We start from the raw sequence: 24189 nt of genomic DNA on the forward strand, positions 1-24189 counted from the left end.
GGGGTGATGCATCGGCGTGGCTTCTTCCCGGCTCGCGCTGCGCTTAGCCGGGCTACGAGCTGACCGGGGCTACGGGTTCCCTCGCATCTGCGATCCGGTAGCCCGGCGAAGGCGTTTACGCCGCGAGCCGGGAAGGGGGCTGATGCCAGCATCTTTACCCCAGCGGGCCGCCCTGAATGGTTTCGCACAGACCGTTGATAATCCGCTCTCCGGTTTCGGATTTCAGCTCCTGATACCAGGCTTCCGTCAGCGCCATATCTTTACCGTGGGTCACATCGCAGCGCTTACGCGCCTTCAGCACCAGGTCGCGCACCCGGTCGCAGCGCTGCGCTTCGTACTGGCGCAATACCTCGGTGATATCGCGGCTCTGGCGGAACAGATCCCCCAGCACCACCGCATCCTCCAGCGCCGCGCAGCCGCCCTGGCCGATATCCGGCGTGGTGCTGTGCCCGGCATCGCCCAGCAGCGCCACCTTGCCGCGAACCAGCCGTTCAAACGGCTCGATATCATGGATTTCAATGCGGTTAGTGGTCTGCGGGTCGAGGGCGGCAATCAGCTTCTGCACCTGCGGCGACCAGCCGCTGAAGTAGCGGCTGAGATCCGCGCGCAGGGTGCTGCGATCCTCGGCCAGCCCCGCCGGGAGCGGAACATCAAAGAAAAAGTAAAACCGTCCATCGGAGACCGGCATCAGCGACACCCGTTTCCCCTCGCCAACGAAGGTGGTCCACTGGTTGCCCGGCGCAATCGCCTCATCAATTTCCACCAGACCGTTCCAGTTAACGTAGCCCGCGTAGCGGCGCTCAGGGGTATAGCCGAGCACGTACGGGCGCAGCGCCGAATGGCTACCGTCGGCGGCAATCAGAAAATCGCCTTCAGCCATCGACCCGTCGGTAAACCAGACGCGAACCCCGTCGGCATTTTCTTCGCAGCGGGTGACGCGTTTACCAAACTGCACGGCGTCGCGCCCCCAGAAGTCGAGCATCTCGCGCTGCAGCTCGGCGCGGGAAACCGGACAGGGACGGCCGCCGGTGCGCGCCACCAGCGGCGCGAGGCTGAACTGCGTCAGAGTCTCCCCGCGCAGATAATCCTTGTAAGCCAGAAAATACATGGGGCCGCCGTAACTCTCGATAATATCCCCCATGCCTAAATGCTTCATGCACTTAACGCCGTTAGGCCAGATGGAGATGGCCGCGCCCACCGGCTTGATTTCTTTCACCGCTTCAAAGACTTCGCAGTGGATACCGGCATTTTTTAATGCCACCGCCGCGCTCAGGCCGCCGATTCCGCCGCCGATAACTAATGCTTTCATTTGCTTCTCCTTTACATACGTCGTTATTGGCTTGAGCAATTTGCGTACCACTTTGGCGCAGGCGCTGATTTCGCCGATTCGGGCTCCCCGCGACCGTGCGGTTGCACAACGCTGGTGCGCAGAGCGGGTTTTATTGCCTTTTTATGAATCAATAATTTCTAAATTTGCAATGGAGAATCTAATGTTTCATTGTCGCGCCGAGGTCAGACGCCAGGGGGCTGGCAAAACTGATGGTTTATCTGCTTGAAAAAACGGAATAAAATTAAATGTTGCGCAAATGTGAGCGAGTTTGGCCTGTTTTGTGCACCCGTTCCCGCACGCTTATTCGCAACGGGATGAAACGACCATGTCAGATGAAAAAAACGGCGGCTTACTGTACGGCCTTGAGCAGCGGATCCCGCCGCTCCCGGCTTTTTTTAGCGCCTTACAGCACGTACTCGCCGGGCTGGTAGGCATTATTACGCCGCCGCTGATTATCGGCGCGGCGCTGGGGCTGGGGGAGTGGCTGCCCTATTTGATCAGCATGTCCCTGCTGGCTTCCGGCATCGGGACCTTCCTGCAATCCAACCGCCTGTGGGGGATCGGCGCGGGCATGATCTGTATGCAGGGGACCAGCTTTGCGTTCCTCGGCGTCGCCATTGCCGGCGGTATGTGGGTAAAAGGGCAGGGCGGCACGCCGCAGGATATTATGGCCATGCTGTTTGGCGTCAACGTTGTCGCCGCGCTGGTGCCTTGTCTCGTCAGCCGCTTTATTGAACCGCTGAAGCGCATTTTTACTCCGGTGATTACCGGCAGCGTGATTGCGCTGATCGGCATTAGCCTGATTAAAGTCAGCGTCATTAACTGGTGCGGCGGCGAGCAGGCTAAAGCGTTTGCCAGCATGAGCAATATCGCCCTCGGCGCGGGCACGCTGGGGACCATCGTCCTGCTGAGCTGTGCGAAAAACCGCTGGCTGCGTCTCTCTTCGGTGGTGGTGGGGATTGCCGTCGGCTGCGCGGCGGCGGCGCTGAGCGGATCGTTCCAGCTTAAAGGCGTCGGCGATGTCTGGTTCCGCTTACCGCAGCTGTTCCCGTTTGGTTTTCAGTTTAACAGCGCGATTTTTCTGCCGATTGCGCTGGTGTCGCTGGTCTGCATTCTTGAGGCGGTGGGGGATCTGACGGCCAATTGCCTGATCTCTCAGCAGTCGATAGATGACGAGGCCTTTCGTTCGCGGCTGAAAGGCGGCATTCTTGCCGATGGCATAAGCTGCATGGTGGCGGCGATGCTGTGCGCGTTCCCCAATACCACCTTTGCGCAAAACAACGGCGTGATTCAGATGACCGGCGTCGCCAGCCGCTACGTTGGCCGCTACATCGGGGTGATTTTGATTCTGCTGGGCCTGTTTCCGCCGTTCGGCGAGATACTGCGCCAGATCCCGGCGCCGGTGCTGGGCGGCGCGACGATGGTGATGTTTGGCTGCGTTGTGGCGGCGGGGATCCGCATTATCACCCAGAAACCGCTGACCCGCCGCGATATGCTGATCGTTGGCCTGGCCTTCGGTTTTGGTCTCGGCATTGAAGCGGTTCCGGCGTTTCTGACCCACTTCCCGCCGATCGTGGGTAACCTGTTCGGTTCCGCGGCGACCAGCGGCGGGCTGGTGGCGATTGTCCTGAATCTGATTATTCCGGAAGAGAAACCGGCCGCGGCGGCGGCCACAAGGAGCACCGATGATCGCGCTGAATCACTTTAATCAGCTGAGCGGCGAACATGCCGTCGCCGTGCTGGAACCCTGCGTGGCCGTCTCCGGCTGGGCGGCGGCGCTGGCCGCCGGCCGGCCCTGGCGCAGCCGCGCTGATTTACTCAGCGCCGCCCGGCGGCTGATGGCGGCGTGGGGCGAAGCGGAGCTGACCGAGGCGCTAAGCGCCCATCCGCGTATCGGCGAAAAGCCCGCCGGGTCTCAGGCGCACGCGGCGCTCTCGCGTCAGGAACAGGGAAGCGTTGATGACCGCGATGCTGCGCTGGCGCAGGCGCTGAAAGAGGGCAACGCCCGCTACGAAGCGCGGTTTGGCCGGGTCTTTTTGATTCGCGCGAAAGGGCGCAGCGGGGATGAAATCCTGGCGGCGCTGTCGCGTCGCCTGCAAAACAGCGAGCGCGCAGAAGTCGAAGACGCGTTAGCGCAGCTGCGCGAAATCACCCTATTAAGACTGGAAGGAGCGATTGGCGAATGAGTACCTTAAGCACCCATATTCTGGATATTTCCACCGGCCGACCGGCGCAGGGCGTAAAGATTGCGCTGGAGCGCGAAGGCGCGCTGGTTGCCCGCGGCGTCACCGATGATAACGGCCGCATTGGCGAACTCGGCGCCGGGACGCTGGCACCGGGGCGTTACCGGTTGTGCGCGGAAATCGGCGAGTGGTTTGCCGCCAGCGGGCGCGAGACGCTCTACCTGAGCGCGCAGATTGATTTCGTCATCCGCGAAGCGGCTGGCGAGCACTATCATTTACCGTTTTTAATTTCCCCCGGCGGCTGGTCTACCTATCGCGGCAGCTAAATTTCCCCGGAGGCGGCGCTGCGCGCCTGTCCGGGCTATGAGTTCGGCGCTGTCTGTGGTCTGGTAGCCCGGACAGGCACAGCGTGCCGCCTCCGGGAAAGGGACTACTGCGCAGCCGCATCCCCCCACACGCGCTCGCCGTTTACCCACGTCTCGCTGATATTACGTTCATCGCCCAGGGTCATCAGCACGAACAGCTGTTCATAGATATCTTTGCAGCGCCCGCTGCGTAACTTTTGCAGCGGCGTGACCGCCGGGTCGATAACCACGAAATCGGCCTCTTTGCCGGGCTGGAAATTGCCAATCTTCTCGTCAAGGCGCAGCGCGCGCGCGCCGCCAAGGGTCGCATGGTAGAAGGCTTCGCTGGCGCGCAGGCGATAGCTTTGCAGCTGGCTGACCTTATACGCCTCGCCGAGGGTGCGCAGCATACTGAACGTGGTGCCCGCGCCAACATCGCTACCGATGCCCATGCGCACTTTGTTCTGCCAGCAGGTCGGTAAACGAAACAGCCCGCTGCCGAGAAACAGGTTTGACGTCGGGCAGAAGGCCAGCGCTGAGCCGGTCTCGTGCAGGCACTGCCATTCGGCGTCCGCAAGGTGAATGCCGTGGGCAAACACGCTACGCTCGCCGGTCAGCCGATAGTGATGGTAGACGTCAAGATAGTGCTCATGCTCCGGCCACAGGCTTTTTACCCACGCCACTTCGTTGAGGTTTTCGCTCAAATGGGTATGCAGCCAGGTATCGGGAAACTCTTCCCGCAGCTGCCGCACCGCGGCCAGCAGCTCCGGCGTTGAGGTCGGCGCGAAGCGCGGCGTAATGGCATAGCCGAGGCGGCCGCGCCGGTGCCAGCGTTCAATCAGTTCGCGAGTTTGCCGGTAGCTCTGCTCCGCGCTTTCGCTCAGGTAGTCCGGCGCGTGGCGATCCATCATCACTTTGCCGGCGAGCAGGCGCATATTCAGGCGCAGCGCTTCGTTAAACAGGGCATCCACCGATTGCGGATGCAGCGTACAAAAAACCAGCGCGGTGGTGGTGCCGTGGCTCAGCAGCTGGTTGACAAAAAACTGCGCGATCTCCGCGGCGTAGTCGGCATCGGCAAACTGGCTCTCCACGGGAAAGGTATAAGTGGTGAGCCACTCCAGCAGCTGCTCGCCAAATGCGCCGATCATCTCGGTTTGCGGATAGTGGACGTGGGCATCGACAAACCCCGGCAGCAATAGCTTACCGTGCAGGTCGCGATAGCCCTTCTGCGGGTGCAGAAAGCGTTCGCCCTCCTGCCACGGCAGCAGCGCCTGAATGCGTCCGTCGCGAAGAAACAGCACGCCATCCTCGAGATAGCGCGCCTGGCGGTCGATATCGTCGGCGCTCTCGGCAACCCCGGCGATATCGAAAAATGCGCCGCGAACTGCGGCATGGTAGTCCATCATCATAGCTGCCCTGTGGGTTAGCGAAAGGATAGGTTGATTGAGCAAGATTAATGCCAGTTTGCGCAGGCGGAGAGCCGCCGCGACGTGACGCCGCGGCGGGAAGGCCGGGTTACTCTTTCTGGGCGAGGGCGCTGAAGCCGGCGGTGGCGCCGACGCGCTCGTCGCGGGCGATCCAGCGGTAGGCCGCGCCGCTCAGGAAGACGCCGATAAACCAGCTAAAGTTAGCCACTTCGTGCAGGGCCGGAATAAAGCTGATGACCAGACCAATCGCGACGGAGGGCACCAGGGCGGCGATCGCTTTCGGGTTAAAGCCGTTGCGGTACCAGTACTGGCCTTTTGGCGTGTCGTCGAACAGATCGTTAACGGAAACCTTGCCGCGCTTAATGATGTAAAAGTCCACGATCAGGATACCGAACAGCGGGCCGATAAACGCCCCCAGCACGTCGAGGGTGTAGTGGATCAGCTCCGGCGAGTTAAACAGGTTCCACGGCGTCAGCAAAATCGATCCCACGGCGGCAATCATCCCGCCGGTGCGGAAGCTGATTTTCTGCGGCGAGCAGTTAGAGAAATCGAACGCCGGGGAGACAAAGTTGGCCACGATATTAATCCCGATGGTGGCGGTGATCATGGTCAGCAGGCCAATGGCGACCGCCAGGTCGTTGCCCACGCGGCTCACGGTCTCAATCGGGTCGGTGATCATGCGGCCAAACAGCGACTGCGTGCCGGAGACAATCACCACGGTCACGATGGAGAACAGCAGGAAGTTAAACGGCAGGCCCCAGCGGTTGCCGCGGCGGATCTCACCCATGCTTTTGCCGTAGCGCGAGAAATCGCCAAAGTTGAGCAGCGGGCCGGAGAAGTAGGAGACCACCAGCGCGGTGGCGGTGATCATCTGCCAGGTCTGCTCCCCGGCGCTCAGCGATTTGCTGGCGAGGGTAAAGGAGATCCCGTCAAAACCGGTCTTGTATACAATCCATCCCGCCAGCGCCAGCATTACCACGTAGACCGCCGGGCCGGCGATATCGATAAAGCGCTTGATGGCGTTCATCCCGTGCCAGAACACCATCGCCTGCAGCAGCCACATGGTGGCGAAGCAGAGCCAGCCCAGATGCGACAGGCCAAGGAAGCTGGAAGCGGTGAGCGTCGACAGCGAGGGCCAGAACTTCAGCAGCACCAGCATCAGCGCGTTGGCGGCGAGATAGGTCTGAATGCCGTACCACGCGAAGGCGATAAGCCCGCGGATCACCGCCGGAATATTGGCCCCAAAGACGCCAAACGCCTGACGACAAATGACCGCGTAGGGCACCCCCGCCATCTGGCTGGGCTTCGCCACCAGGTTGGCGCACAGCTGAACGATGCAAATCCCCACCAGCAGGCACAGCAGCACCTGCCAGCTCGCAAGACCAAGGGTAAAGAAGCTCGCCGCCACCACGTAGCCTCCCATGCTGTGCACGTCCGACATCCAGAAAGAAAAGATGTTGTACCAGCTCCAGTTCTGGTCGCGCGTCGGCGCCAGATCCTCATTGCAAAGCCGTGGGCTGTATCCAGCGTGGGGATCAGCGGCCTTAACCTGATGCGTATTTTGTTGATTTGGCATGAAACCTGCTCCTGTAAATGAACACCCGTTTAAATGGATTGCCGAGGCTGTTGCAGGAATCAGGCCAAAACAGTTAATTTTGTATGCAAGAATTAAATTTTATGTATACGATTCGATATCAAAAAGTGAAAGTCGGAGTGGTTAATGAGCAACCAACATCGTCTGCAGGCCGCGCCAGAGCTGCAGGATAAAGACGAATCCATCTATCAGGCGCTGATGACCGCGATCGTCGAGCATCAGCTGCCGCCGGGGAGCAAACTGCCGGAGGAGGCGCTGGCGGAGGTGTTTGGCGTAAGCCGCACCGGGATCAGAAAAGTGCTGCAACGACTCGCGACTGTGCAAATGGTCGCCCTGACGCCCAAACGTGGTGCACAGGTCGCCAGCCCAACGGTCGAAGAGGCGCAGGCGATCTTTCGTACCCGCGCGCTGCTGGAGGTGGCCAACCTGCCGGATGTGCTGACCCGCTGCCAGCCGCCGCACCTGGCGGCGCTGGAGGCCATTATCCGTCAGGAGCAGCAGGCGCATGAACGCTATGACGGCCCGGCGGCGATCCGCTATTCGGCCGAGTTTCATATTCAGCTGCAGGCGATCTCCGGCAATCAGGTGCTCACCGAGATGGTGACCCGCCTGAGCCAGCGTTCATCCTTGGTTATCGCGGCGTGGGGATCGCCGTGGCGTCAGGGCTGCCGCTGCGACGATCACGAACAGCTTGTCCAGCTGCTGCGCGACAAGGCGCTCCAGCCCCTGAGCGACGCCTTAAGCCACCATTTTGAACATATTGTCGCCAGCCTCTGTTTTGAGCGCTCTGGCGTGACTCTGCCCGATTTTGCCCGGCTGTTTGCCGGCTATAAGGAGCCGTAATGGCCGCTGTTTGTATACAAGTCATCAACCCCAACACCAGCCTGGCTATGACGGAAACCATCGGTGCCGCCGCGCGGGCGGCTGCCGCGCCGGGAACCGAGATTCTGGCGGTCTGCCCACGCGAGGGCGTGCCGTCGATAGAGGGCCACTTTGATGAAGCCATCGCCGCCGTGGGCGTGCTGGAGCAGATCAAAGCCGGTCGTCAACAGGGGGTAGACGGGCACGTGATCGCCTGTTTTGGCGACCCCGGGCTGCTGGCGGCGCGCGAGCTGGCGCAGGGGCCGGTGGTGGGGATTGCCGAAGCGGCGATGCATATGGCGACGCTGGTGGCCACCCGTTTTTCCATCGTGACCACGCTGCCGCGCACCCTGATCATCGCCCGTCATCTGCTGCACCAGTATGGTTTTCATGACCACTGCGCCGCCCTGCACGCCATTGATTTACCGGTGCTGGCGCTGGAGGACGGCAGCGGTCTGGCGCAGGAGAAAGTACGAGCGCGCTGTATCCAGGCGCTAAAAGAGGACGGCTGCGGGGCTATCGTGCTGGGCTGCGGCGGGATGGCGACGCTGGCCCAGGAGCTGACCCGCGAACTGCGCGTGCCGGTGATCGATGGCGTCAGCGCGGCGGTCAAAATGGTTGAGTCGCTGGTGGCGTTAGGCCTGTCGACCAGCAAGCAGGGCGATTTAGGGTTTCCGGAAGCCAAGGCGTTGAGCGGCAAATTTCAGGCATTAAATCCCTTTTAATATGAAGAGGTAGCAGATGGCATTTTTGGCAGACGATTACCCGCGCGATCTGCGCGGCTACGGCGGACAGCCGCCGCACGCGCGGTGGCCGAACAATGCGCGCATCGCCGTGCAGTTTGTTCTGAACTACGAAGAGGGCTCGGAAAACCACGTGCTGCACGGCGATGCCGGTTCTGAGCAGTTTCTGTCCGATATTATCGGCGCCGCCAGCTATCCTGACCGGCATATGTCGATGGATTCGCTGTATGAGTACGGCAGCCGCGCCGGTTTCTGGCGCATCCATAATGAGTTCAGCCAGCGGGGACTGCCGCTGACCGTGTTTGGCGTCGCCATGGCGCTGGCGCGTCATCCCGAGGTGGTCGAGGCGATTAAGTCGGCGAACTATGACGTGGCCAGCCACGGCTGGCGCTGGATCCACTACCAGAATATGCCTATCGAGCAGGAGCGGGAGCATCTTCATAAAGCCGTGCAGGTGTTAACCGATCTGTTTGGCAAACCGCCCACCGGCTGGTATACCGGGCGCGATAGTCCCCATACCCGCCAGTTGGTGGTGGAGCACGGCGGTTTTGATTACGACAGCGACTATTATGGCGACGATCTGCCGTTCTGGAGCGAGGTGGCCTGCGGCGACGGGACGCGTAAGCCGCACCTGATCGTACCTTATACCCTCGACGCCAACGATATGCGCTTTGCCACCGCCCAGGGGTTCAATACCGCCGAGCAGTTTTACACCTATTTGAAAGACAGCTTCGATGTGCTGTACGCCGAGGGGGCCAGCGCGCCGAAGATGATGTCCATCGGGATGCACTGCCGCCTGCTGGGGCGCCCGGGCCGCTTCCGCGCGCTGCAGCGTTTCCTTGATTATGTGCAGCAGCACGACCAGGTTTGGGTCTGCACTCGTCAGCAGATTGCCGACCACTGGCGCGACGTTCATCCGTTCCGGGGGTAAAGGCGTTCCCCGGGTCGCGCCGCAAGCGGCTTACCCGGGCTACAGCTCTGCAAACGGCCGCAATCCGGTAGCCCGGACAGATGCGCAGCATCGCCTCCGGGAAATGACGCCATCCTGCGCTATGTCCCCGGGGGCGGCGCCGGGCGCCCGCCCGGGCTACGGGTTCATCACCCTCTGCGGATCCGTAGCCCGGGTAAGCGCAGCGCAACCCGGGGGATACCGGGAAAGGCGCGAGGCTTAACTCATCAAACTCACCTGGGCGGCGACGATGCGCCAGCCGCAGGGGAAGCGCACCCAGGTTTGCTGCTGTCGGCCAATGCGTTCGCTGCCCTGGCGGGTGAATTCGGTGCTGCACACCGCGTAATCCTCGCCGAAGGTGGTGATGGTGGTGTGCCGCAGCGCGCGCTGCAGGCCGGCGGCCGGGCGGGCGGCGCGAAAGGCGCGGATTTCGTCGATACCGTAGAGATTTTCCCCGGCCCCCAGCCGCACCGTGCGCTTATCGTGCCAGAACAGCTCATCCAGCACCGCGATATCGTTGCTCACCAGCGCTTCCTCATAGCGGTAAAACGCCGCCGTCACCTCGGCGAGAACCAACGGGCGATTAATCTGCTCTTGCGTCATCATGCTGCTATCTCCACCGGGCGGGCGTCGGTAATGCCCATTTCCTCCAGCGCCCGCGCCGCGCGCAGACAGGCTTGTTCATTAAAAGGCGCGGCAATCAGCTGCAGGCCAATCGGCTGACCGTTCGCCGTACGCAGCGGCACGGTGACCACCGGCAGGCCAAGGAAGGAGATGGGCTGGGTCAGCATCCCCATGCTGGCGCGAATCGGCAGCGGCTGGCCGTTAATCTCCATGGTCTGCGCGCCGATGAGCGTCGCGCTGCACGGCGTGGCCGGGGCGATCAGCACATCCGCATGGGCGAACAGGGCTTTAAACGCCTGCTGCGCGTGGCGGCGGAAGCGCTGGGCCTGAAGATACCAGGCCGACGGGATCATCGCGCCCGCCAGCAGGCGCTCGCGGGAGTTCGGCTCAAAACGTTCGGGCTGGCTACGCAGCGCGGGCAGGTACTGATTTCCGCCCTCGGCGGCGCTGATAATAAACGCCGCCGAGCGGGCCAGCTCCGCCTCCGGGAAAATCACAGCCTCATGCGCCGCCAGCGCCCCGGCGACGCGAGCGACGGCCGCACGGGCGTCGTTATCGCACCATGTCGTAAAATAACCGCCGAGGGTGGCGCAGCGCAGGCCTTCGAGCCCGCGCGACAGCAGATTCGCCGTGCGCTCGCTGGCCTTGTCGGCCTGAAAACCATCGCCCGGATCGCGACCCTGCAGCGCATCGTAAACCGCGGAAAGGTCGCTGACGCAGCGGGCAAACGGACCGATATGGTCGAGGCTGGCGACGAAAGGATGGCTGCCGGAGCGCGATAACCGGCCAAAGGTCGGCTTGAGGCCGAAGATCCCGCACAGCGAGGCCGGGACGCGAATGGAGCCGTTGGTATCGCTGCCCAGCGAGAAATTCACCAGCCCGGCGGCCACCGCCGCCGCCGACCCGCCCGAGGAGCCGCCTGCGATCCGCGAAAGATCGTGCGGGTTACGCGTCGCCCCGTAGTGGCTGTTCTCGGTGGTAAAACCGTAGGCGTAGGCATCCATATTCAGCATCCCGGAGAGCAGCGCGCCCGCGCTATGTAGCTGGCGCACCGCCCAGCTGTCGGCGGCGGCGGCGGGGCGATCGCTCAGCAGCTGCGCCCCGGCAAGGGTGGTATGGCCGGCGACATCGAACAGATTTTTCACCGCGTAGGGAACGCCTGCCAGCGCGGGCAGGGGCTTTTTTTCCCGCCGCAGGGTATCGATATTCTCTGCCTCAGCGAGCATGCGCTTTTCGCTGACGTGGGTCCAGGCGTTGATCTGCGGGTTAACGCGGGCGATGTTCTCCAGGGTGTGGCGGGCGATCTCTTTGGCGCTGAGCTCGCCGGCGGCCAGCGCGCGCTGGATTTCGTGAATCGTCATTTCAGGTAGCTTCATGCTTTATAGACTCCGGCGATTTCGACGCGATCGTCGAGGGGAAAGGCCAGCAGCGGCCCGGCCATGGCGGCGATGCGGCTAAACTGCACCCTGAGCTCTGCGCGCCGCGCATCGTCCAGCTCCAGCGCCAGCAGCTGTTCCATTTGTGTGAGGTAAGCGTCCCATTCGTTGTGCGGTGTGTTCATCATCAGCTCCTAATAGCCGGCGGCGGAGCCGTTGCTGCGCGGATCGCTGGCCCCCTCAAACAGGCCGTTGGGATGGCGTACAATCGCCCCGGCGTGGCCCATGGCTTCGCTAAAATCGGCCAGCACGTCAACGTCGTGCCCCAGCTGACGCAGGCGGGCAACGCTTTCGGCGCTGAAGCGGCCCTCCAGCTTGAGCGAGTCGGAAGTCTGCCCCCAGGTGCGCCCCAGCAGCCAGCGCGGCCGGGTGATGCTCTCCTGTAGCGGCACGTTTTGCATGACGTAGCGGGTGAAAATAGCGGCCTGAGTTTGCGGCTGGCCGTCGCCGCCCATGGATCCGTACACCATCACCCGGCCATCGTTCAGCCTTGCGGCGGCGGGGTTGAGGGTGTGAAACGGCTGCTTGCCGGGCGCCAGCGCCAGCAGGTGGCGCGGGTCGAGGCTGAACGATGCCCCGCGGTTCTGCCAGACAATGCCGCTTTCCGGCAGCACCACGCCGCTGCCGAACTCGTGGTACAGGCTTTGGATAAAGGAAACCGCCAGCCCGCTTTTATCGATAACCCCCATCCACACGGTGTCGCCCGGGCCTTTGCCCGCGCCCCACGGGGCCGCCCGCTGGTCGTCGATATTCTCCGCCAGCGGCTGCAGCGCCGCCGGCGTCAGCAGGCTCTGGATATCGACATCAAGGTGGCGGGGATCGGTGATATGCGCGTCGCGCAGGCCGAAGGCCAGCTTGGTCGCCTCCACAATTCGGTGGACGGTCATCGCATCGTCGGCATCGGCCATCGCCAGCCTGTCGGTGATGCCGAGGATCGCCAGCGAAACCAGCCCCTGGGTCGGCGGCGCGAGGTTCCACAGTTCGCCGTGCCGGTGCGCCAGCCTGAGCGGCTGGGGGCGGCGAGCGCGATGCTGCTGCAGGTCGCTAAGGGTGACGGGCAGCCCGTACTTTTCCATACCGCGGGCCAGCTGCTCCGCCAGCGGCCCGCGATAGAAGCTGTCTAAACCGTCTTCGGTTAATCGGCGCAGGGTGTTCGCCAGCGCCGGCTGCAAAAAGCGGCTCCCGGCCTTCGGCGGCTGGCCGTCCACCAGAAAGGTTTCGGCGAAGCCGGGCTGGTCGCGCAGTTCGCTGAATTTATCGGCGGTCGCGCTGGCCTGCGAGGCGGTCACCGGGATACCGCCGGCGGCGTAGCCGATGGCATCTTCCAGCAGACGCGTCAGCGGCAGCGATTTCCCGGTTAACTCCCGCGAAACCTTAAGCGCTTCGTCCCAGCCGCTGACGGTGCCCGCCACGGTCAGGGCCGCCTGCGGTCCGCGGTGGGGGATCTGCGCGAGGCCGGCGTAGGCCTGCGGCGTCGCCAGCGACCCCGCCGCGCCGCTGGCGTCAATGGCGATGGGATCGCCCTCGGTGGGCACGATAAGCCAGAAGCCATCGCCGCCGAGGCCGTTCATATGCGGGTAAACCACGGCGATGGTCGCAGCGGCGGCGACCATCGCTTCTATGGCGCTTCCGCCTTCGCGCAGAATCGCCAGCGCGCTCTGGCTGGCCAGATGATGGGGCGCAACCGCCATCCCGCGGGCGGCAACATGACTTTGCATGGGGTGTCCTCAATTAAGCGAAATGTCCGCAGAGGGTTGCAAAAGCTGTTCCATGTCTGAACGTAAAGTTTCAATCGTTGCCGACGATGCGCGTTTTTTGCCGAACTGGCATGCATTATGAAAGGCGTTAGCGGTATAGTGCGGTGAAACGAAAGTTACAGAGGTCTTATGCAACAGCTTGATGAACGACTGAAAGAGCAGTACCCGTCATTATCACCCCAGGAGCAGCGGGTGGCGGATTTTATTTTCGATCATTTTGATGACCTGATTAGCTACAACAGCGCCGAGCTGGCGCAGCTGAGCGGCGTATCGAAAGCCACGGTCAGCCGGCTGTTCAAGCGCCTGGGCTATGAAAAATATAAAGATATGCGCGATGAGCTGCGCACCCTGCGCCAGAGCGGAATGCCGCTGACCGATAATCGCGATGCGGTACAGGGCAATACTCTGCTGGCGCGCCACTATAAACAAGAGATGGCCAACCTGACACAATGGGTTAACGCGCTGGATGTTCAGCAGTTCGCCGAGGCGATTCAGGCGCTGGTCGCCGCCCGGCGTATTGTGATTGTCGGCATGCGTAATGCTTATCCTGCGGCGCTGCATCTGCGTCAGCAGCTACTGCAGGCGCGCGGGCAGGTACTGGTGCTGCCGCAGCCCGGACAAAGCCTGAGCGAGGAACTGGTGGATCTCAGCGCCGACGATCTGGTGGTGGTGATGGCGTTCCGCCGCCGCCCGCGAATTATTCGCCCGCTGCTGCTGCAGCTGCAGAGCAGCGGCATTCCGGCGCTGCTGATGTGCGAGCCGCAGGCCCACGGCCTGTTTCCGCTGGCGCGCTGGCGGCTCTGCGCACCGCTGGATAGCGTATCGGCCTACGACAGCTACGCCTCGGTCAATAGCCTGATCAATCTGCTGTCGAACGCCTTTCTGCACGAAATTCTCGATAAAGGCCGCCCGCGCATTCACGACATCGCCACCCTTTATCAGCAGCTGGACGAGCTGGAACAACGATAATGGGGCGCCAGCGTGGTGCTTTGCATGGTTTTGGTGCGATAAAATAATGGGGGAACGCGCGGTCGTTCCCTCTTAATTCCTCAATTTCCCTTGTTTTACGTTCGCTTAGCCAAGCGGCGGGCTAACCCGATGCGCGGCGCTTTATCTGGCACATTAGTTGCAAAAGTGACTTCAAAGAATCTTTTGTTTCATGCTAACGTAACGGGTAAACATCATGAAGAAACTGTTGATCGCACTGGCCGGGGCCGCTTGTCTGTTAACCAACCTCCCGGCGGCGAAAGCTGACCAGCTCCAGGATATTGAAAAGCGCGGCACGATCCGCATTGCGGTGCCGCAGGATTTCCCGCCGTTTGGCTCGGTGGGTACCGACCTTCAGCCGCAGGGCTACGACATCGATATGGCGCGCTATCTCGCCAAAGAGATGAAGCTCAAGCTGCAGCTGGTGCCGGTGACCAGCGCCAACCGCGTGCCTTATCTGCAAACCGATAAGGTGGACCTGGTGATTTCCAGCCTCGGTAAAAACGCCGAGCGCGAAAAGGTGATCGACTTTAGCCGCGCCTATGCGCCGTTCTTCCTCGGCGTATTTGGCCCGAAAGGCGCGGAGCTGAAAGACCCGGCGGCGCTGAGCGGTAAAAGCGTGGGCGTGACCCGCGGCGCGGTGGAAGATATGGTGCTGACCAGCGTGGCGCCGAAAGAGGCGCAGATTAAGCGCTACGAAGATAACAACACCATGCTGTCGGCCTATTTATCTGGCCAGGTGCAGTATGTGGCCACCGGCAACCTGGTGGTGGCGGCCATCTCCCGGCAGAACGCTGACAAGGCCCCGGTGCCGAGCTTTATGCTGAAGGATTCGCCGTGCTTTATCGGCCTGAAAAAGAATCAACCGGCCCTGAAGGCGAAAGTGGATGCGCTGATTGAGCAGGGCGTAAAAGACGGCACCCTGAACGGTTTGTCTGAGAAGTGGCTGAAAGCGCCGCTGCCTGCCAGCCTCGGCGCGTAAGGTCCGGGCATGACGGAGCAACTTCATTTTTCTGCGCTCTGGCCGCACTGGCCGGAGCTGCTGGCGGGGCTGTGGGTGACCATTCAGCTGACGGTGCTGGCGACGATAGGTGGCCTGACGATTGGCATCTTCGGCGCCGCCATCCGCAGCGGGCGTCCCACGTGGTTCAGCCGGATTTGGGGCGGGTATGTCGAACTGATTCGCAACACGCCGTTTGTGGTACAGCTGTTTTTTATCGTCTTCGGCTTACCGAACCTGGGGCTGAAGATGACGGCGGGCGAGGCCGCGCTGCTGGCGATGGTGGTCAATCTTGGGGCCTACAGTACCGAGATCGTACGCGCCGGGATTCAGGTGACGCCGAAAGGTCAGTGGGAAGCGGGGCGCGTACTGGGGCTGACCCGGACGCAGACCTTTATTCAGGTCATTCTGCCGCCCGCGCTGCAGCGCATTTATCCGGCGCTGGTGAGCCAGTGCATCATCGTCATGCTCGGTTCGTCGGTGGTGTCGCAGGTCTCTTATGAAGAGCTGACCTTTGCCGCTAACCTGATTCAGTCGCGCACCTTCCTCAGTTTTGAGGTCTATCTGGTGACGACGGGGATTTATTTAGCGCTGTCGATAACGATGCGTCAGCTGCTGATGGCGGCGGGACGTAAATGGCTGGGGGTGCAGGCATGATGACCACCTTTACCGATTGGGACATTGTCCGCAATCTGCTGCTGGCCGGGCGCTGGACGGTGCTGCTGTCGCTGGTGGCGTTTCTCGGCGGCGCGCTGGTCACGCTGCCGCTCCTGCTGCTGCGCATGACCGGCGGGCGTCAGGTAAAACGCCTGATCCGCGGCTATGTCGAACTGTTTCAGGGGACGCCGCTGCTGATGCAGCTGTTTCTCGCCTTTTTCGGCGTGGCGCTGTTCGGCATCGACGTTTCGGCGTGGACCGCGGCGTCGCTGGCGCTGACGCTGTATACCAGCGCCTTTTTGCTCGATATCTGGTTTGGCAGCATCCGCGCCCTGCCAAAAGGGCAGTGGGAAGCCTCGCGCTGTCTGGGGCTGAGCTTTGGCCAGACGCTGTATCGGGTCGTCGCCCCGCAGGCGCTGCGGATCGCCATCGCCCCGACGGTGGGGTTTGCCGTGCAGGTGATCAAGGGTACCGCGCTGGCGTCGATTATCGGCTTCGTCGAGCTGACCAAAGCGGGAACAATGCTGACCAACGTGACGTATCAGCCGTTTAAAGTCTTTGCGCTGGTGGCGCTGGGCTATTTCATTCTGTGTTACCCGCTGTCCCGCTACAGCCGTCATCTGGAGAACAAATTCAATGCCTCTCATCACCATTAATCAGATGCAGAAGTACTACGGCGATAACCACGTGCTCAAGGGCGTCGATCTGGATATCGATATGGGCGAAGTGATCTCGATTATCGGCCGCAGCGGGTCGGGCAAAAGCACGCTGCTGCGCTGTATCAACGGCCTGGAAGGCTATCAGGAAGGCAGCATTAAGCTCGGCGGGATGACCATTACCGACCGCGACTCGCAGGCGCGGGAGATCAGCCGCTCTATCGGCATGGTGTTCCAGAGTTTTAACCTGTTTCCGCATATGACGGCGCTGGAAAACGTGATGCTGGCGCCGCGTCGGGTGCTGAAGAAGAGCGCCGCCGAGTGCCGTGAACTGGCCCAGCGGATGCTGGAAAAGGTCGGATTGGGCGACCGGCTCGATTACTACCCGTCGAGTCTCTCCGGCGGCCAGCAGCAGCGCGTGGCGATTGCCCGCGCGCTGGCGATGTCGCCAAAAGTTTTACTCTGTGACGAGATCACCTCGGCGCTGGATCCGGAGCTGGTTGGCGAAGTGCTTAAGGTGCTGGAGCAGCTGGCGGCGGAGGGCATGACGCTGATTCTCGTGACCCATGAAATGAATTTTGCCCGCGAAGTGGGCGACCGCGTCGTGTTTATGCATCAGGGACGCGTCTGGGAGCAGGGCGACAGCAAAACGCTGTTCGCCAACCCGCAGACCAGCGAACTGAAGCAGTTTATTTCCTCCGTGCGCGGCCTCAATCAATAAGGACTTAAAGATGGATATCACTCAGTTTCCGCAACTCAACCCGCCGTCGCGCCTGCTGATGGGGCCCGGCCCGATTAACGCCGACCCGCGCGTGCTGCGCGCCATGTCGAGCCAGCTGATCGGCCAGTACGACCCGGCGATGACCCACTATATGAACGAAGTGATGGCGCTGTACCGCGGCGTATTTCGTACCGAAAACCGCTGGACGATGCTGGTGGACGGAACCTCAAGGGCCGGGATTGAGGCGATCCTGGTTTCGGCTATTCGGCCGGGGGACAAGGTGCTGGTGCCGGTGTTTGGCCGCTTCGGCCATCTGCTGTGCGAAATCGCCCGCCGCTGCCGGGCGGAAGTGCACACCATTGAAGTACCCTGGGGTGAGGTGTTTACCCCGGACCAGGTGGAGGATGCCATCAAACGTATTCGTCCGCGCCTGCTGCTGACGGTGCAGGGCGACACCTCCACCACGATGCTGCAGCCGCTGGCGGAGCTGGGGGATATCTGCCGCCGCTATGACGTACTGTTTTACACCGACGCCACCGCTTCGCTGGGCGGCAACCCGCTGGAAACCGACGCCTGGGGGCTGGATGCGGTCTCGGCCGGGATGCAGAAGTGCCTCGGCGGCCCGTCCGGCACCTCGCCGATTACCCTCAGCGCGCGCATGGAAGAGGCGATTCGCCGCCGCAAATGCGTGGAAGAGGGGATTCGCACCGATGCCCACCGCGACGGCGACGAGGAGATGATCTACTCCAACTATTTCGATCTCGGCATGGTGATGGACTACTGGGGGCCGGAGCGCCTTAACCATCATACCGAGGCCACCACCGCGCTGTTCGGCGCCCGCGAATGCGCACGGCTGATCCTCCAGGAGGGGCTGGATAACGGCATTGCCCGCCATAAGCTGCACGGCGACGCGCTGGTCAAAGGCATTCAGGCGATGGGGCTGGAGACCTTCGGCGACCTGAAACATAAGATGAACAACGTGCTTGGCGTCGTTATCCCGCAGGGTATCAACGGCGACCAGGCGCGCAAGCTGATGCTGGAAGATTTCGGTATTGAAATCGGTACCTCGTTCGGCCCGCTGCACGGCAAAGTGTGGCGGATCGGCACCATGGGCTACAACGCGCGTAAAGACTGCGTGATGACCACGCTCAGCGCGCTGGAGTCGGTGCTGAACTATCTCAAATTCCCCACCACTCAGGGCGCGGCGATGCAGGCCGCGTGGGATCACTATCGCAGCGAGAGCGCCCAATGAGTCCAGCACAACGCCAGCAGGCGGAAATGCAGCAGGCCGCGGCGCGGGTGATGGCCCGCGCCGATGAGCTGGCCGCGATCAGCGAAACGCCGGATGCCCTGACCCGGGTTTATCTCTCCCCACAGCATCTCGAGGCCAACCAGCGGGCGGCGCGGTGGATGACCCAGGCCGGAATGACCGTCTGGCAGGACAGCGTCGGCAATATTTGCGGCCGCTACGAGGGAGAGCAGGAGGGAGCGCCCGCCATCCTGCTCGGGTCGCACCTTGATACGGTGCGCAACGCCGGGCGCTACGACGGGATGCTCGGCGTACTCACGGCGATCGAAGTGGTGCACGGTCTGCATCAACAGGGGCGGCGGCTGAAACAGGCCATCGAGATTGTCGGCTTTTGCGATGAAGAGGGGACGCGCTTTGGTATTACGCTGCTCGGCAGCCGCGGGATAACCGGTACCTGGCCCGAGAGCTGGCTGGCGCAGACCGATGCCGACGGCGTCAGCGTGGCGCAGGCGATGGTGCTGGCGGGGCTGGATCCGGCGCGCATTCATCTTGCCGCCCGCCGCCCGGAGGAGATTGCCGCCTACCTGGAACTGCATATCGAGCAGGGGCCGTGCCTCGAGCAGGAAGGGCTGGCGCTGGGGGTGGTCGAGGCGATCAACGGCGCGCGTCGCCTGAACTGCCGCTTTACCGGCGAGGCGGGACACGCCGGGACCGTGCCGATGAGTCATCGCAAAGATGCGCTGGTCGCCGCCGCCGAGTGGATGGTGCGGGTAGAGACCCTGACCCGCGAGCAGGGCGGAAACCGGGTCGCCACGGTGGGTACGCTGCGCTGCGCGCCCGGCGCGGTTAACGTGATACCCGGCGACGTTACGCTGACCCTGGATATTCGCGGGCCGCACGACCAGCCGCTGGATGCGCTACTGGATACGCTGCTGAATGAGGCGCAGGCCATTGCTTCTCGTCGCCAGCTGCGGTTCAGCGCCGAAGAGTTTTACCGTATTGCCGCCACCGCCTGCGATAGCGGATTGCAGCAGGTACTGAGCGAGGCGGTGCAGGCGGTGCAGGGGCGTTCGTTGACGCTGCCGAGCGGCGCCGGGCATGATGCCATCGCCATGGCCGAACGCTGGCCGTCAGCGATGCTATTTGTGCGCTGCAAAGGCGGCATCAGTCATCATCCCGCCGAGTCGGTCACCGCCGACGATGTGGCGCTGGCGATAGCGGCCTATTCGCGCGCGGTGTCGGCGTTGGATGCCGGGAAGTAGCGGCTATCGTTTCGCTTCTGGTAAACCGGGCATAGCGCAACCCCCACCACGGTGGGGGCTGTTTTATCTTTTGCCGTTCGGTTTAAGCTGTTCGCCGGGTCTGAGCCTGAACAGCTCGTCATCTCGGGTGGAGTAGCGAACCGTCCCGTCAGCCAGCCGATAAGCACCCTCGGTGAATCCCGCGCCGTTCAGGAACGGCGCCACCGCGTCCGGCGTGTTGCGGAAGGCGGCTTCCAGGGCGAGAAGCGCATAGGGGGCAATACTATCGATACTGGCATATTCGGCCTCAGGATCATCGACAAAAAAGCCGTTGAGGCGCTGCTTGTTGATGATGTTTGCGCCGATGCGATCCGCCAGCGTCAAATAGTCCTGCTGCCCGGTGGCCTGCCACAGGTCGATAAGCGCGAAAATCGCATACGGCTGATGGTTCTCCGTTTGGCTATTCAGCCTGCGGTTTGCGCCGCCGGGTTCACCGATATCGCCTAAACCCTGGCCTTTCGCGATGCCGCGGGCGACTTTCCAGATGGCACGATCCGGTTCAAGCGTCCAGGCGCGGGCGTAGGAGAGAAGAAATTCATTTCCCGCCGGATAGGCTTTGAGCACCGTGCCTTTTTTCCCATAATAGCCATCGCGTTTTAACACGTAGCCGGAGAGATCCGTACCGTTGGCCAGCATCGGGCGGAAGGTATTGTTCTGCTCATCGTAAGCGTAGGTCGCGAAGGCCTTGAGGCCATCAAGGGTCCATTTTTTGAGATCGTCACCGTCTTTGCCGAGCGATTTTGCCAGGGCAAGCTGCATCAGCGCATTTTCTGAGTAGAGCGTGCTGGTCCGGCCCTTCAGCAGCATATTGCCCTCCAGCGCGTCCGGGCCCAGTTCGGGGCCAAACTGACGCTGCGCGCGGTCGCCGTATTTCGAATGCGTGTCGCTGTCATCGGTGGTGTCAGCGCGTTTTAGCGGTTGGGTAAACTGGTAGACGCCCAGTCCGGTCTTCTTATCTCGCGGCAGAACGTACTGTTCGGCCAGAAGCTTCGCCCACGTCAGCGCGCCAGCGTCACCATCGTATTGATAGAGCAGCGATGCGGAGTAGATAAGGTCGTTGCCGGCATTGAGAAAGCTCAGGCCCTTGGTGGCGAAAAAGGGCGGCTGTTGGACAAAATCACTTTGCCAGAGCGCGCCCATCGCTTTGCCGTACTCCCCGTGACGGCTGGTTTCCAGCGTTTTCCAGTCGTAAACATGAGCGTTCCAGAAAGCCTTGATAAAGCGCGCGGTGGCCTTGTCATCGACGGCAAACATCATGTCGTAATAGGGATACGCGTTCTTAAGTTCATGGACCATCTCCTTTTCGCTCGGGCCTTGAGGCTGCAGCGTTTTCAAATCAACAAAGCGATGGCCTCCCCACAGCAGTAGCCCGCTGGCGTCCTGATAGTGGTCAAAGTAGTAGCGAATATTCTCCGCGACCCGCTGCTTATATTTTGCTTCGCCGGTCAGGTTGCTTAACCCTACCAGCACCCGCATCAAGTTTTGCTGGGCCGAGAAGTTCGACAGCACGGTCACTTTACCGTCCGGAAAGACCCATTCCATTTGCTTGCCGGTGCGAGGATCCACGCCATTGGCCAGCAGAGGAGAGTGATGGCCGTACCGATCTCCCGCTTTATCCAGCACGACGTCAGCGAACTGCTTTACGCTGCTCAGGCGCGCGTTCTCCTGGGCGCCAGCACTCAGTGAGAAGAGACTCAGAGCGCCCAATGCCAGGGTGATTTTTGCAATCTTCATTATTATCCTCTTAATGAAAATAAGGGTTTAATAAAACCCTTATTTATTATCTGGCTGACAGGAAGTTATCAGAAGGAGTATTTCACACCAACGCGATAACGCGTTTGGCGTTCATCGGTGGTTTTACTGCCGGAAACGTTGCCGATGGCCATATAAGGAGACCAGTTTTTATCAAATTTATAGGTTAGCTTAAAATCATGGGTCCAGTCATAGCTTTCGTTATCCGCTAAAATAACCCCCGCGGAGTTGGCTTTTTTATAGTCCAGTTCATAATCGAGCTGATAATCTTTGAGGAATTTCCAGGAAAGAACGCTGGTCAGATTATAGCCGTTCTCCGAGGTGTCTTTAGACGTGCCGATATTGCCTGAATTGCGCTTGTAGTAAGGTCGGTAGCGCAATGAGGCGCTGACATCGTCGGTCAGATTCGCTTTACCGCGCAGGTAGGGACGATAGTTGTTTGAGGACGAACTGGTATCCAGAGAGAAGCCGGGCTCAATCTGGAAGGTTTTATTTATTTTATGCACATAGCTCGCCACCACTTCGGTGCCGTTACTGACGGTTTCATCATAGGCTTTATTTTTATCCTGCGAACCTTTCCATTTCCCTTCCAGCGACAGGCCAAAGCCATTGGCAAAACGGTGAGACATCAGCAGTCTGTCTTTATGATTATTGCCGGCTTTGTCATTGGTTTCATGACGATAATCAAATGTCACCGCGTGGGCAGCAATACTGATAAAAGGGATCGTGACTAATAATAAGGAACGAAACATAGGGTGCCTCTACTTTTTTTATTTTCCAAAGGTACAAGAAATTACCTGCCGTAAAGCAGGCAGAACGATACAAATGAAATTATTAGATGGTAGTGTGGTGCCGGGTGCCTCCCGGTGAATCAGGCGCTGACTTCCTGATTCGTCTATAAAAACGAAACGTCGATGAGGGCATTCCTCAATTCAGCATGACCCCGCCGCTTAGGGGGATTCACCACACATTATTCTTTATTCCCTGGTGATGACTAATTAGTACTGTCTGTAATTTTATTGAAAATTACTTTTACACAAAATGAAATGGTGTTTTGAGATCGAGATCTGAATATTAAAAATAGAGGGTAAATATTTTTTATGTCATTTATAAAGATAATCCTAATAATTAATTATTCTTTTAAATCAGCTTGTTGAGTGGTTTCTTTGGGTTTATTTTGCGTTTTTATTTGCGAATATAAGGATTTTTTGTGAATTGACGGTAATCTTATTCCTATATTTTTAAGCGCTCAGTTTGTTAAAAGTTAAAAATAGTTCGATGGTTTCAATGGTTAAACCGAAGCCAGTACTGCCAATCCCTTTAAGCTAAACGAAAGCTAAACGGAAAAGAGGGCGGTATTGATCTGCCAGACTGACGACATAACACTCTCAGAAAAGCATCCATATGGAAGGATAATAAAAGACGGTAACCTCGGGACTTCAAGATGACTATTCATGGAAAGGATCGTGTATTTATTTCTGGCGTTGAGAATATAGTGCAGGAGCTGAGCGATGGCGCGGATGCCGGGTTAAGCAACTGCGTGTATGTCACCTGCGGGATGGATATCCAGGAGATATATGCTTTGTTCTTTCGCCATCCGCCGGAGCACTACGCCATCTTCATCACCTCTGAGCGCCATTTTGAGACCATCAACCGGCTGTTTCCGGGCCTGTTAAAGCTCTGTTTGTCAGAGAGGTTGACGGTCGAAGAGCTGCGTCAGGCGTTAAAAGTGATGGGCCTGTTATCGGCCCAGAACCAGAGCGTTGCTTATCTGCCCGATACGTTTAATTTTACCCATGCCGAGCAACAGATCATGAGGCTCAGTTTACGCGGCCATTCTCTGGATGATATTGCCCGTATCCGCGGGGTCAGCCCGTCCACGGTCAGCGTCCAGCGTACCCGGCTGATGAAGCGCATGGGAACCAAAAGCCTGCAGGAGCTCTGCTCCCTCTATGCGGCTATGCGTACCAGCGCTTTCTGAATAAACGCAGGGCTGGAATCTGGCGAAATTTGAGATATTATTCTGAGCCATTGTACTAGTTTAAAGGTTCAAAGTGATGACGTTTTCCACCCTTGCCGATGTCAGAAGCCAGATCGATTCGATTGATAGCGAACTGGTTAGCCTGATTGCTCAACGTGCTGAGTGCGTTAAAGCCGCTGCCGCATTCAAAACTGACCACTCCGCCGTTCGTGCTCCCGCGCGCGTGCAGCAGGTTATTGATCGGGTTCGCGAAAAGGCGGCTGCCGCAGGGTTACCCGAAGTGATTATTGAGAAAGTGTATCGGTCCATGATAGACGCCTTTATTGAGTATGAGCTTGAGCAACATAATCAGCTACAGCGGCAAAAAAGTAACGGTGTGTTGGGTGAGTGACCCACACGATATTCTCCTGGCGCGCAGGGTCAGTTAGCCTCATTCTGACTCCCCGACGGGCTGCTAAGCTATTATCCCCACGCTCTGATAGCCAGTGCCGCGCTATAGAGCCCGAATCCCCAGGCCAGATGTGTGAGCACGCTTAGCAAGCGAGCCAGCCACGGGTGAGGTGTTTGCGATGCCGCAATGCCGAAGCCCAATGCGGGCTGAAGTACGCTGCACGCAGCCGGAGCATAGGCATTGTGA

The 24189-nt window shown here is 60.2% G+C and carries 23 protein-coding genes and 2 pseudogenes; 15 read left to right on the forward strand and 10 right to left on the reverse strand.

The window, feature by feature from the left end; all coding sequences use genetic code 11:
- Window positions 1-154 precede the first annotated feature (154 nt).
- On the reverse strand, window positions 155-1309 hold the full coding sequence (gene hpxO, locus FQK12_RS12180) for an FAD-dependent urate hydroxylase HpxO (protein ID WP_014228756.1): 1155 nt from the start codon (window positions 1307-1309) through the stop codon (window positions 155-157).
- A 346-nt stretch (window positions 1310-1655) separates the two neighbouring features.
- On the opposite strand from hpxO, the gene FQK12_RS12185 reads away from it, so the two are divergent.
- The 3 genes from FQK12_RS12185 to uraH are packed head-to-tail and all read left to right on the forward strand — an operon-like array spanning window position 1656 to window position 3839.
- Window positions 1656-3038: a nucleobase:cation symporter-2 family protein gene (locus FQK12_RS12185; protein WP_014228757.1), complete on the forward strand. Its 1383-nt coding sequence runs from the start codon at window positions 1656-1658 to the stop codon at window positions 3036-3038.
- Complete coding sequence (uraD, locus tag FQK12_RS12190) at window positions 3016-3516, forward strand: 2-oxo-4-hydroxy-4-carboxy-5-ureidoimidazoline decarboxylase (protein ID WP_014228758.1); 501 nt, start codon at window positions 3016-3018, stop codon at window positions 3514-3516. Before FQK12_RS12185 ends, uraD begins: the two co-directional genes overlap by 23 nt.
- Window positions 3513-3839, forward strand: a complete 327-nt coding sequence (gene uraH, locus FQK12_RS12195) for a hydroxyisourate hydrolase (protein ID WP_014228759.1) — start codon at window positions 3513-3515, stop codon at window positions 3837-3839. Before uraD ends, uraH begins: the two co-directional genes overlap by 4 nt.
- A 104-nt stretch (window positions 3840-3943) precedes the next feature.
- Here the strand turns inward: uraH and guaD are convergent, their stop codons facing one another.
- Complete coding sequence (gene guaD, locus FQK12_RS12200; RefSeq protein WP_014228760.1) at window positions 3944-5263, reverse strand: guanine deaminase; 1320 nt, start codon at window positions 5261-5263, stop codon at window positions 3944-3946.
- Window positions 5264-5372: 109 nt separating this feature from the next.
- Entirely contained in the window at window positions 5373-6860 is a 1488-nt protein-coding gene (locus FQK12_RS12205; RefSeq protein WP_014228761.1) for an NCS1 family nucleobase:cation symporter-1, read from the reverse strand.
- A gap of 144 nt (window positions 6861-7004) precedes the next feature.
- On the opposite strand from FQK12_RS12205, the gene FQK12_RS12210 reads away from it, so the two are divergent.
- The 3 genes and pseudogenes from FQK12_RS12210 (at window position 7005) to puuE (ending at window position 9413) form a co-directional block, all read left to right on the forward strand.
- Window positions 7005-7721 carry a GntR family transcriptional regulator gene (locus FQK12_RS12210; RefSeq protein WP_014228762.1) on the forward strand — a complete coding sequence of 239 codons (717 nt, stop codon included), beginning with the start codon at window positions 7005-7007 and terminating at the stop codon, window positions 7719-7721.
- A pseudogene (locus FQK12_RS12215) lies at window positions 7721-8593 on the forward strand (aspartate/glutamate racemase family protein); the annotation flags it as partial. The gene FQK12_RS12210 and the pseudogene FQK12_RS12215, both read left to right, overlap by 1 nt.
- Window positions 8481-9413: an allantoinase PuuE gene (gene puuE, locus FQK12_RS12220; protein ID WP_014228764.1), complete on the forward strand. Its 933-nt coding sequence runs from the start codon at window positions 8481-8483 to the stop codon at window positions 9411-9413. The pseudogene FQK12_RS12215 and the gene puuE, both read left to right, overlap by 113 nt.
- Before the next feature lie 237 nt (window positions 9414-9650).
- Here puuE and hpxZ read toward each other — a convergent pair whose 3' ends face one another.
- From hpxZ to hpxW, 4 genes are read right to left on the reverse strand one after another with little or no spacing between them, the layout of a single operon-like run.
- On the reverse strand, window positions 9651-10037 hold the full coding sequence (gene hpxZ, locus FQK12_RS12225; protein ID WP_014838039.1) for an oxalurate catabolism protein HpxZ: 387 nt from the start codon (window positions 10035-10037) through the stop codon (window positions 9651-9653).
- On the reverse strand, window positions 10034-11431 hold the full coding sequence (locus tag FQK12_RS12230) for an AtzE family amidohydrolase (RefSeq protein WP_014228766.1): 1398 nt from the start codon (window positions 11429-11431) through the stop codon (window positions 10034-10036). The genes hpxZ and FQK12_RS12230 overlap by 4 nt, the downstream gene beginning before the upstream one ends.
- A complete protein-coding gene (gene hpxX, locus FQK12_RS12235; RefSeq protein ID WP_004131209.1) occupies window positions 11428-11616 on the reverse strand; it encodes an oxalurate catabolism protein HpxX in 189 nt (62 codons plus the stop codon). Before hpxX ends, FQK12_RS12230 begins: the two co-directional genes overlap by 4 nt.
- Window positions 11617-11625: 9 nt before the next feature.
- Complete coding sequence (hpxW, locus tag FQK12_RS12240; protein ID WP_014228767.1) at window positions 11626-13209, reverse strand: oxamate amidohydrolase; 1584 nt, start codon at window positions 13207-13209, stop codon at window positions 11626-11628.
- Window positions 13210-13377: 168 nt separating this feature from the next.
- Between hpxW and hpxU the strand changes: the two genes are divergently transcribed.
- The 7 genes from hpxU to hpxK all read left to right on the forward strand — a co-directional run bounded on the left by hpxU (window position 13378) and on the right by hpxK (window position 19780).
- A complete protein-coding gene (gene hpxU, locus FQK12_RS12245; RefSeq protein ID WP_014228768.1) occupies window positions 13378-14217 on the forward strand; it encodes a MurR/RpiR family transcriptional regulator HpxU in 840 nt (279 codons plus the stop codon).
- Between the two features lie 214 nt (window positions 14218-14431).
- Window positions 14432-15217: a transporter substrate-binding domain-containing protein gene (locus FQK12_RS12250; protein ID WP_014228769.1), complete on the forward strand. Its 786-nt coding sequence runs from the start codon at window positions 14432-14434 to the stop codon at window positions 15215-15217.
- 9 nt (window positions 15218-15226) lie between these two features.
- Window positions 15227-15892: an amino acid ABC transporter permease gene (locus FQK12_RS12255; protein ID WP_014228770.1), complete on the forward strand. Its 666-nt coding sequence runs from the start codon at window positions 15227-15229 to the stop codon at window positions 15890-15892.
- Window positions 15892-16548, forward strand: coding sequence for an amino acid ABC transporter permease (locus FQK12_RS12260; protein ID WP_014228771.1), 657 nt, complete (start codon window positions 15892-15894; stop codon window positions 16546-16548). Before FQK12_RS12255 ends, FQK12_RS12260 begins: the two co-directional genes overlap by 1 nt.
- Window positions 16529-17269 (forward strand): amino acid ABC transporter ATP-binding protein, encoded by a 741-nt coding sequence (locus FQK12_RS12265; RefSeq protein WP_014228772.1) that lies wholly within the window; start codon window positions 16529-16531, stop codon window positions 17267-17269. Before FQK12_RS12260 ends, FQK12_RS12265 begins: the two co-directional genes overlap by 20 nt.
- A gap of 10 nt (window positions 17270-17279) precedes the next feature.
- Entirely contained in the window at window positions 17280-18521 is a 1242-nt protein-coding gene (locus FQK12_RS12270; protein WP_014228773.1) for a pyridoxal-phosphate-dependent aminotransferase family protein, read from the forward strand.
- Window positions 18518-19780, forward strand: coding sequence for an allantoate amidohydrolase (hpxK, locus tag FQK12_RS12275; RefSeq protein WP_038423237.1), 1263 nt, complete (start codon window positions 18518-18520; stop codon window positions 19778-19780). Before FQK12_RS12270 ends, hpxK begins: the two co-directional genes overlap by 4 nt.
- Before the next feature lie 63 nt (window positions 19781-19843).
- Here the strand turns inward: hpxK and FQK12_RS12280 are convergent, their stop codons facing one another.
- The gene (locus FQK12_RS12280) at window positions 19844-21553 is read right to left on the reverse strand and encodes a pectate lyase (RefSeq protein WP_014228775.1); all 1710 of its coding nucleotides are present in this window, start codon (window positions 21551-21553) and stop codon (window positions 19844-19846) included.
- Between the two features lie 68 nt (window positions 21554-21621).
- Entirely contained in the window at window positions 21622-22323 is a 702-nt protein-coding gene (locus tag FQK12_RS12285; RefSeq protein ID WP_014228776.1) for an oligogalacturonate-specific porin KdgM family protein, read from the reverse strand.
- A gap of 692 nt (window positions 22324-23015) precedes the next feature.
- Between FQK12_RS12285 and FQK12_RS12290 the strand changes: the two genes are divergently transcribed.
- Window positions 23016-23552, forward strand: a complete 537-nt coding sequence (locus tag FQK12_RS12290; RefSeq protein ID WP_014228777.1) for a helix-turn-helix transcriptional regulator — start codon at window positions 23016-23018, stop codon at window positions 23550-23552.
- Between the two features lie 76 nt (window positions 23553-23628).
- The gene (locus FQK12_RS12295; protein ID WP_014228778.1) at window positions 23629-23943 is read left to right on the forward strand and encodes a chorismate mutase; all 315 of its coding nucleotides are present in this window, start codon (window positions 23629-23631) and stop codon (window positions 23941-23943) included.
- Between the two features lie 71 nt (window positions 23944-24014).
- Here the strand turns inward: FQK12_RS12295 and FQK12_RS12300 are convergent.
- Window positions 24015-24158: pseudogene (locus FQK12_RS12300) on the reverse strand (DUF2938 family protein); the annotation flags it as partial.
- Window positions 24159-24189: the final 31 nt, after the last annotated feature.

This window comes from Klebsiella sp. ME-303 (genome assembly GCF_007910085.1).
Taxonomy (GTDB): domain Bacteria; phylum Pseudomonadota; class Gammaproteobacteria; order Enterobacterales; family Enterobacteriaceae; genus Klebsiella; species Klebsiella michiganensis.

What these genes read in the sequence shown, in the direction of transcription:
- hpxU (WP_014228768.1), top strand. Translation starts at nt 13,378, where the DNA reads ATGCAACAGCTTGATGAACGACTGAAAGAGCAGTACCCGTCATTATCA.
- guaD (WP_014228760.1), bottom strand. Translation starts at nt 5,263, where the DNA reads ATGATGGACTACCATGCCGCAGTTCGCGGCGCATTTTTCGATATCGCC.
- FQK12_RS12230 (WP_014228766.1), bottom strand. Translation starts at nt 11,431, where the DNA reads ATGAAGCTACCTGAAATGACGATTCACGAAATCCAGCGCGCGCTGGCC.
- FQK12_RS12260 (WP_014228771.1), top strand. Translation starts at nt 15,892, where the DNA reads ATGACCACCTTTACCGATTGGGACATTGTCCGCAATCTGCTGCTGGCC.
- puuE (WP_014228764.1), top strand. Translation starts at nt 8,481, where the DNA reads ATGGCATTTTTGGCAGACGATTACCCGCGCGATCTGCGCGGCTACGGC.
- hpxK (WP_038423237.1), top strand. Translation starts at nt 18,518, where the DNA reads ATGAGTCCAGCACAACGCCAGCAGGCGGAAATGCAGCAGGCCGCGGCG.
- FQK12_RS12255 (WP_014228770.1), top strand. Translation starts at nt 15,227, where the DNA reads ATGACGGAGCAACTTCATTTTTCTGCGCTCTGGCCGCACTGGCCGGAG.
- hpxZ (WP_014838039.1), bottom strand. Translation starts at nt 10,037, where the DNA reads ATGATGACGCAAGAGCAGATTAATCGCCCGTTGGTTCTCGCCGAGGTG.
- FQK12_RS12290 (WP_014228777.1), top strand. Translation starts at nt 23,016, where the DNA reads ATGACTATTCATGGAAAGGATCGTGTATTTATTTCTGGCGTTGAGAAT.
- FQK12_RS12270 (WP_014228773.1), top strand. Translation starts at nt 17,280, where the DNA reads ATGGATATCACTCAGTTTCCGCAACTCAACCCGCCGTCGCGCCTGCTG.
- FQK12_RS12280 (WP_014228775.1), bottom strand. Translation starts at nt 21,553, where the DNA reads ATGAAGATTGCAAAAATCACCCTGGCATTGGGCGCTCTGAGTCTCTTC.
- FQK12_RS12250 (WP_014228769.1), top strand. Translation starts at nt 14,432, where the DNA reads ATGAAGAAACTGTTGATCGCACTGGCCGGGGCCGCTTGTCTGTTAACC.
- uraD (WP_014228758.1), top strand. Translation starts at nt 3,016, where the DNA reads ATGATCGCGCTGAATCACTTTAATCAGCTGAGCGGCGAACATGCCGTC.
- hpxW (WP_014228767.1), bottom strand. Translation starts at nt 13,209, where the DNA reads ATGCAAAGTCATGTTGCCGCCCGCGGGATGGCGGTTGCGCCCCATCAT.
- FQK12_RS12210 (WP_014228762.1), top strand. Translation starts at nt 7,005, where the DNA reads ATGAGCAACCAACATCGTCTGCAGGCCGCGCCAGAGCTGCAGGATAAA.
- hpxO (WP_014228756.1), bottom strand. Translation starts at nt 1,309, where the DNA reads ATGAAAGCATTAGTTATCGGCGGCGGAATCGGCGGCCTGAGCGCGGCG.
- FQK12_RS12205 (WP_014228761.1), bottom strand. Translation starts at nt 6,860, where the DNA reads ATGCCAAATCAACAAAATACGCATCAGGTTAAGGCCGCTGATCCCCAC.
- FQK12_RS12265 (WP_014228772.1), top strand. Translation starts at nt 16,529, where the DNA reads ATGCCTCTCATCACCATTAATCAGATGCAGAAGTACTACGGCGATAAC.
- FQK12_RS12285 (WP_014228776.1), bottom strand. Translation starts at nt 22,323, where the DNA reads ATGTTTCGTTCCTTATTATTAGTCACGATCCCTTTTATCAGTATTGCT.
- hpxX (WP_004131209.1), bottom strand. Translation starts at nt 11,616, where the DNA reads ATGAACACACCGCACAACGAATGGGACGCTTACCTCACACAAATGGAA.
- FQK12_RS12185 (WP_014228757.1), top strand. Translation starts at nt 1,656, where the DNA reads ATGTCAGATGAAAAAAACGGCGGCTTACTGTACGGCCTTGAGCAGCGG.
- uraH (WP_014228759.1), top strand. Translation starts at nt 3,513, where the DNA reads ATGAGTACCTTAAGCACCCATATTCTGGATATTTCCACCGGCCGACCG.
- FQK12_RS12295 (WP_014228778.1), top strand. Translation starts at nt 23,629, where the DNA reads ATGACGTTTTCCACCCTTGCCGATGTCAGAAGCCAGATCGATTCGATT.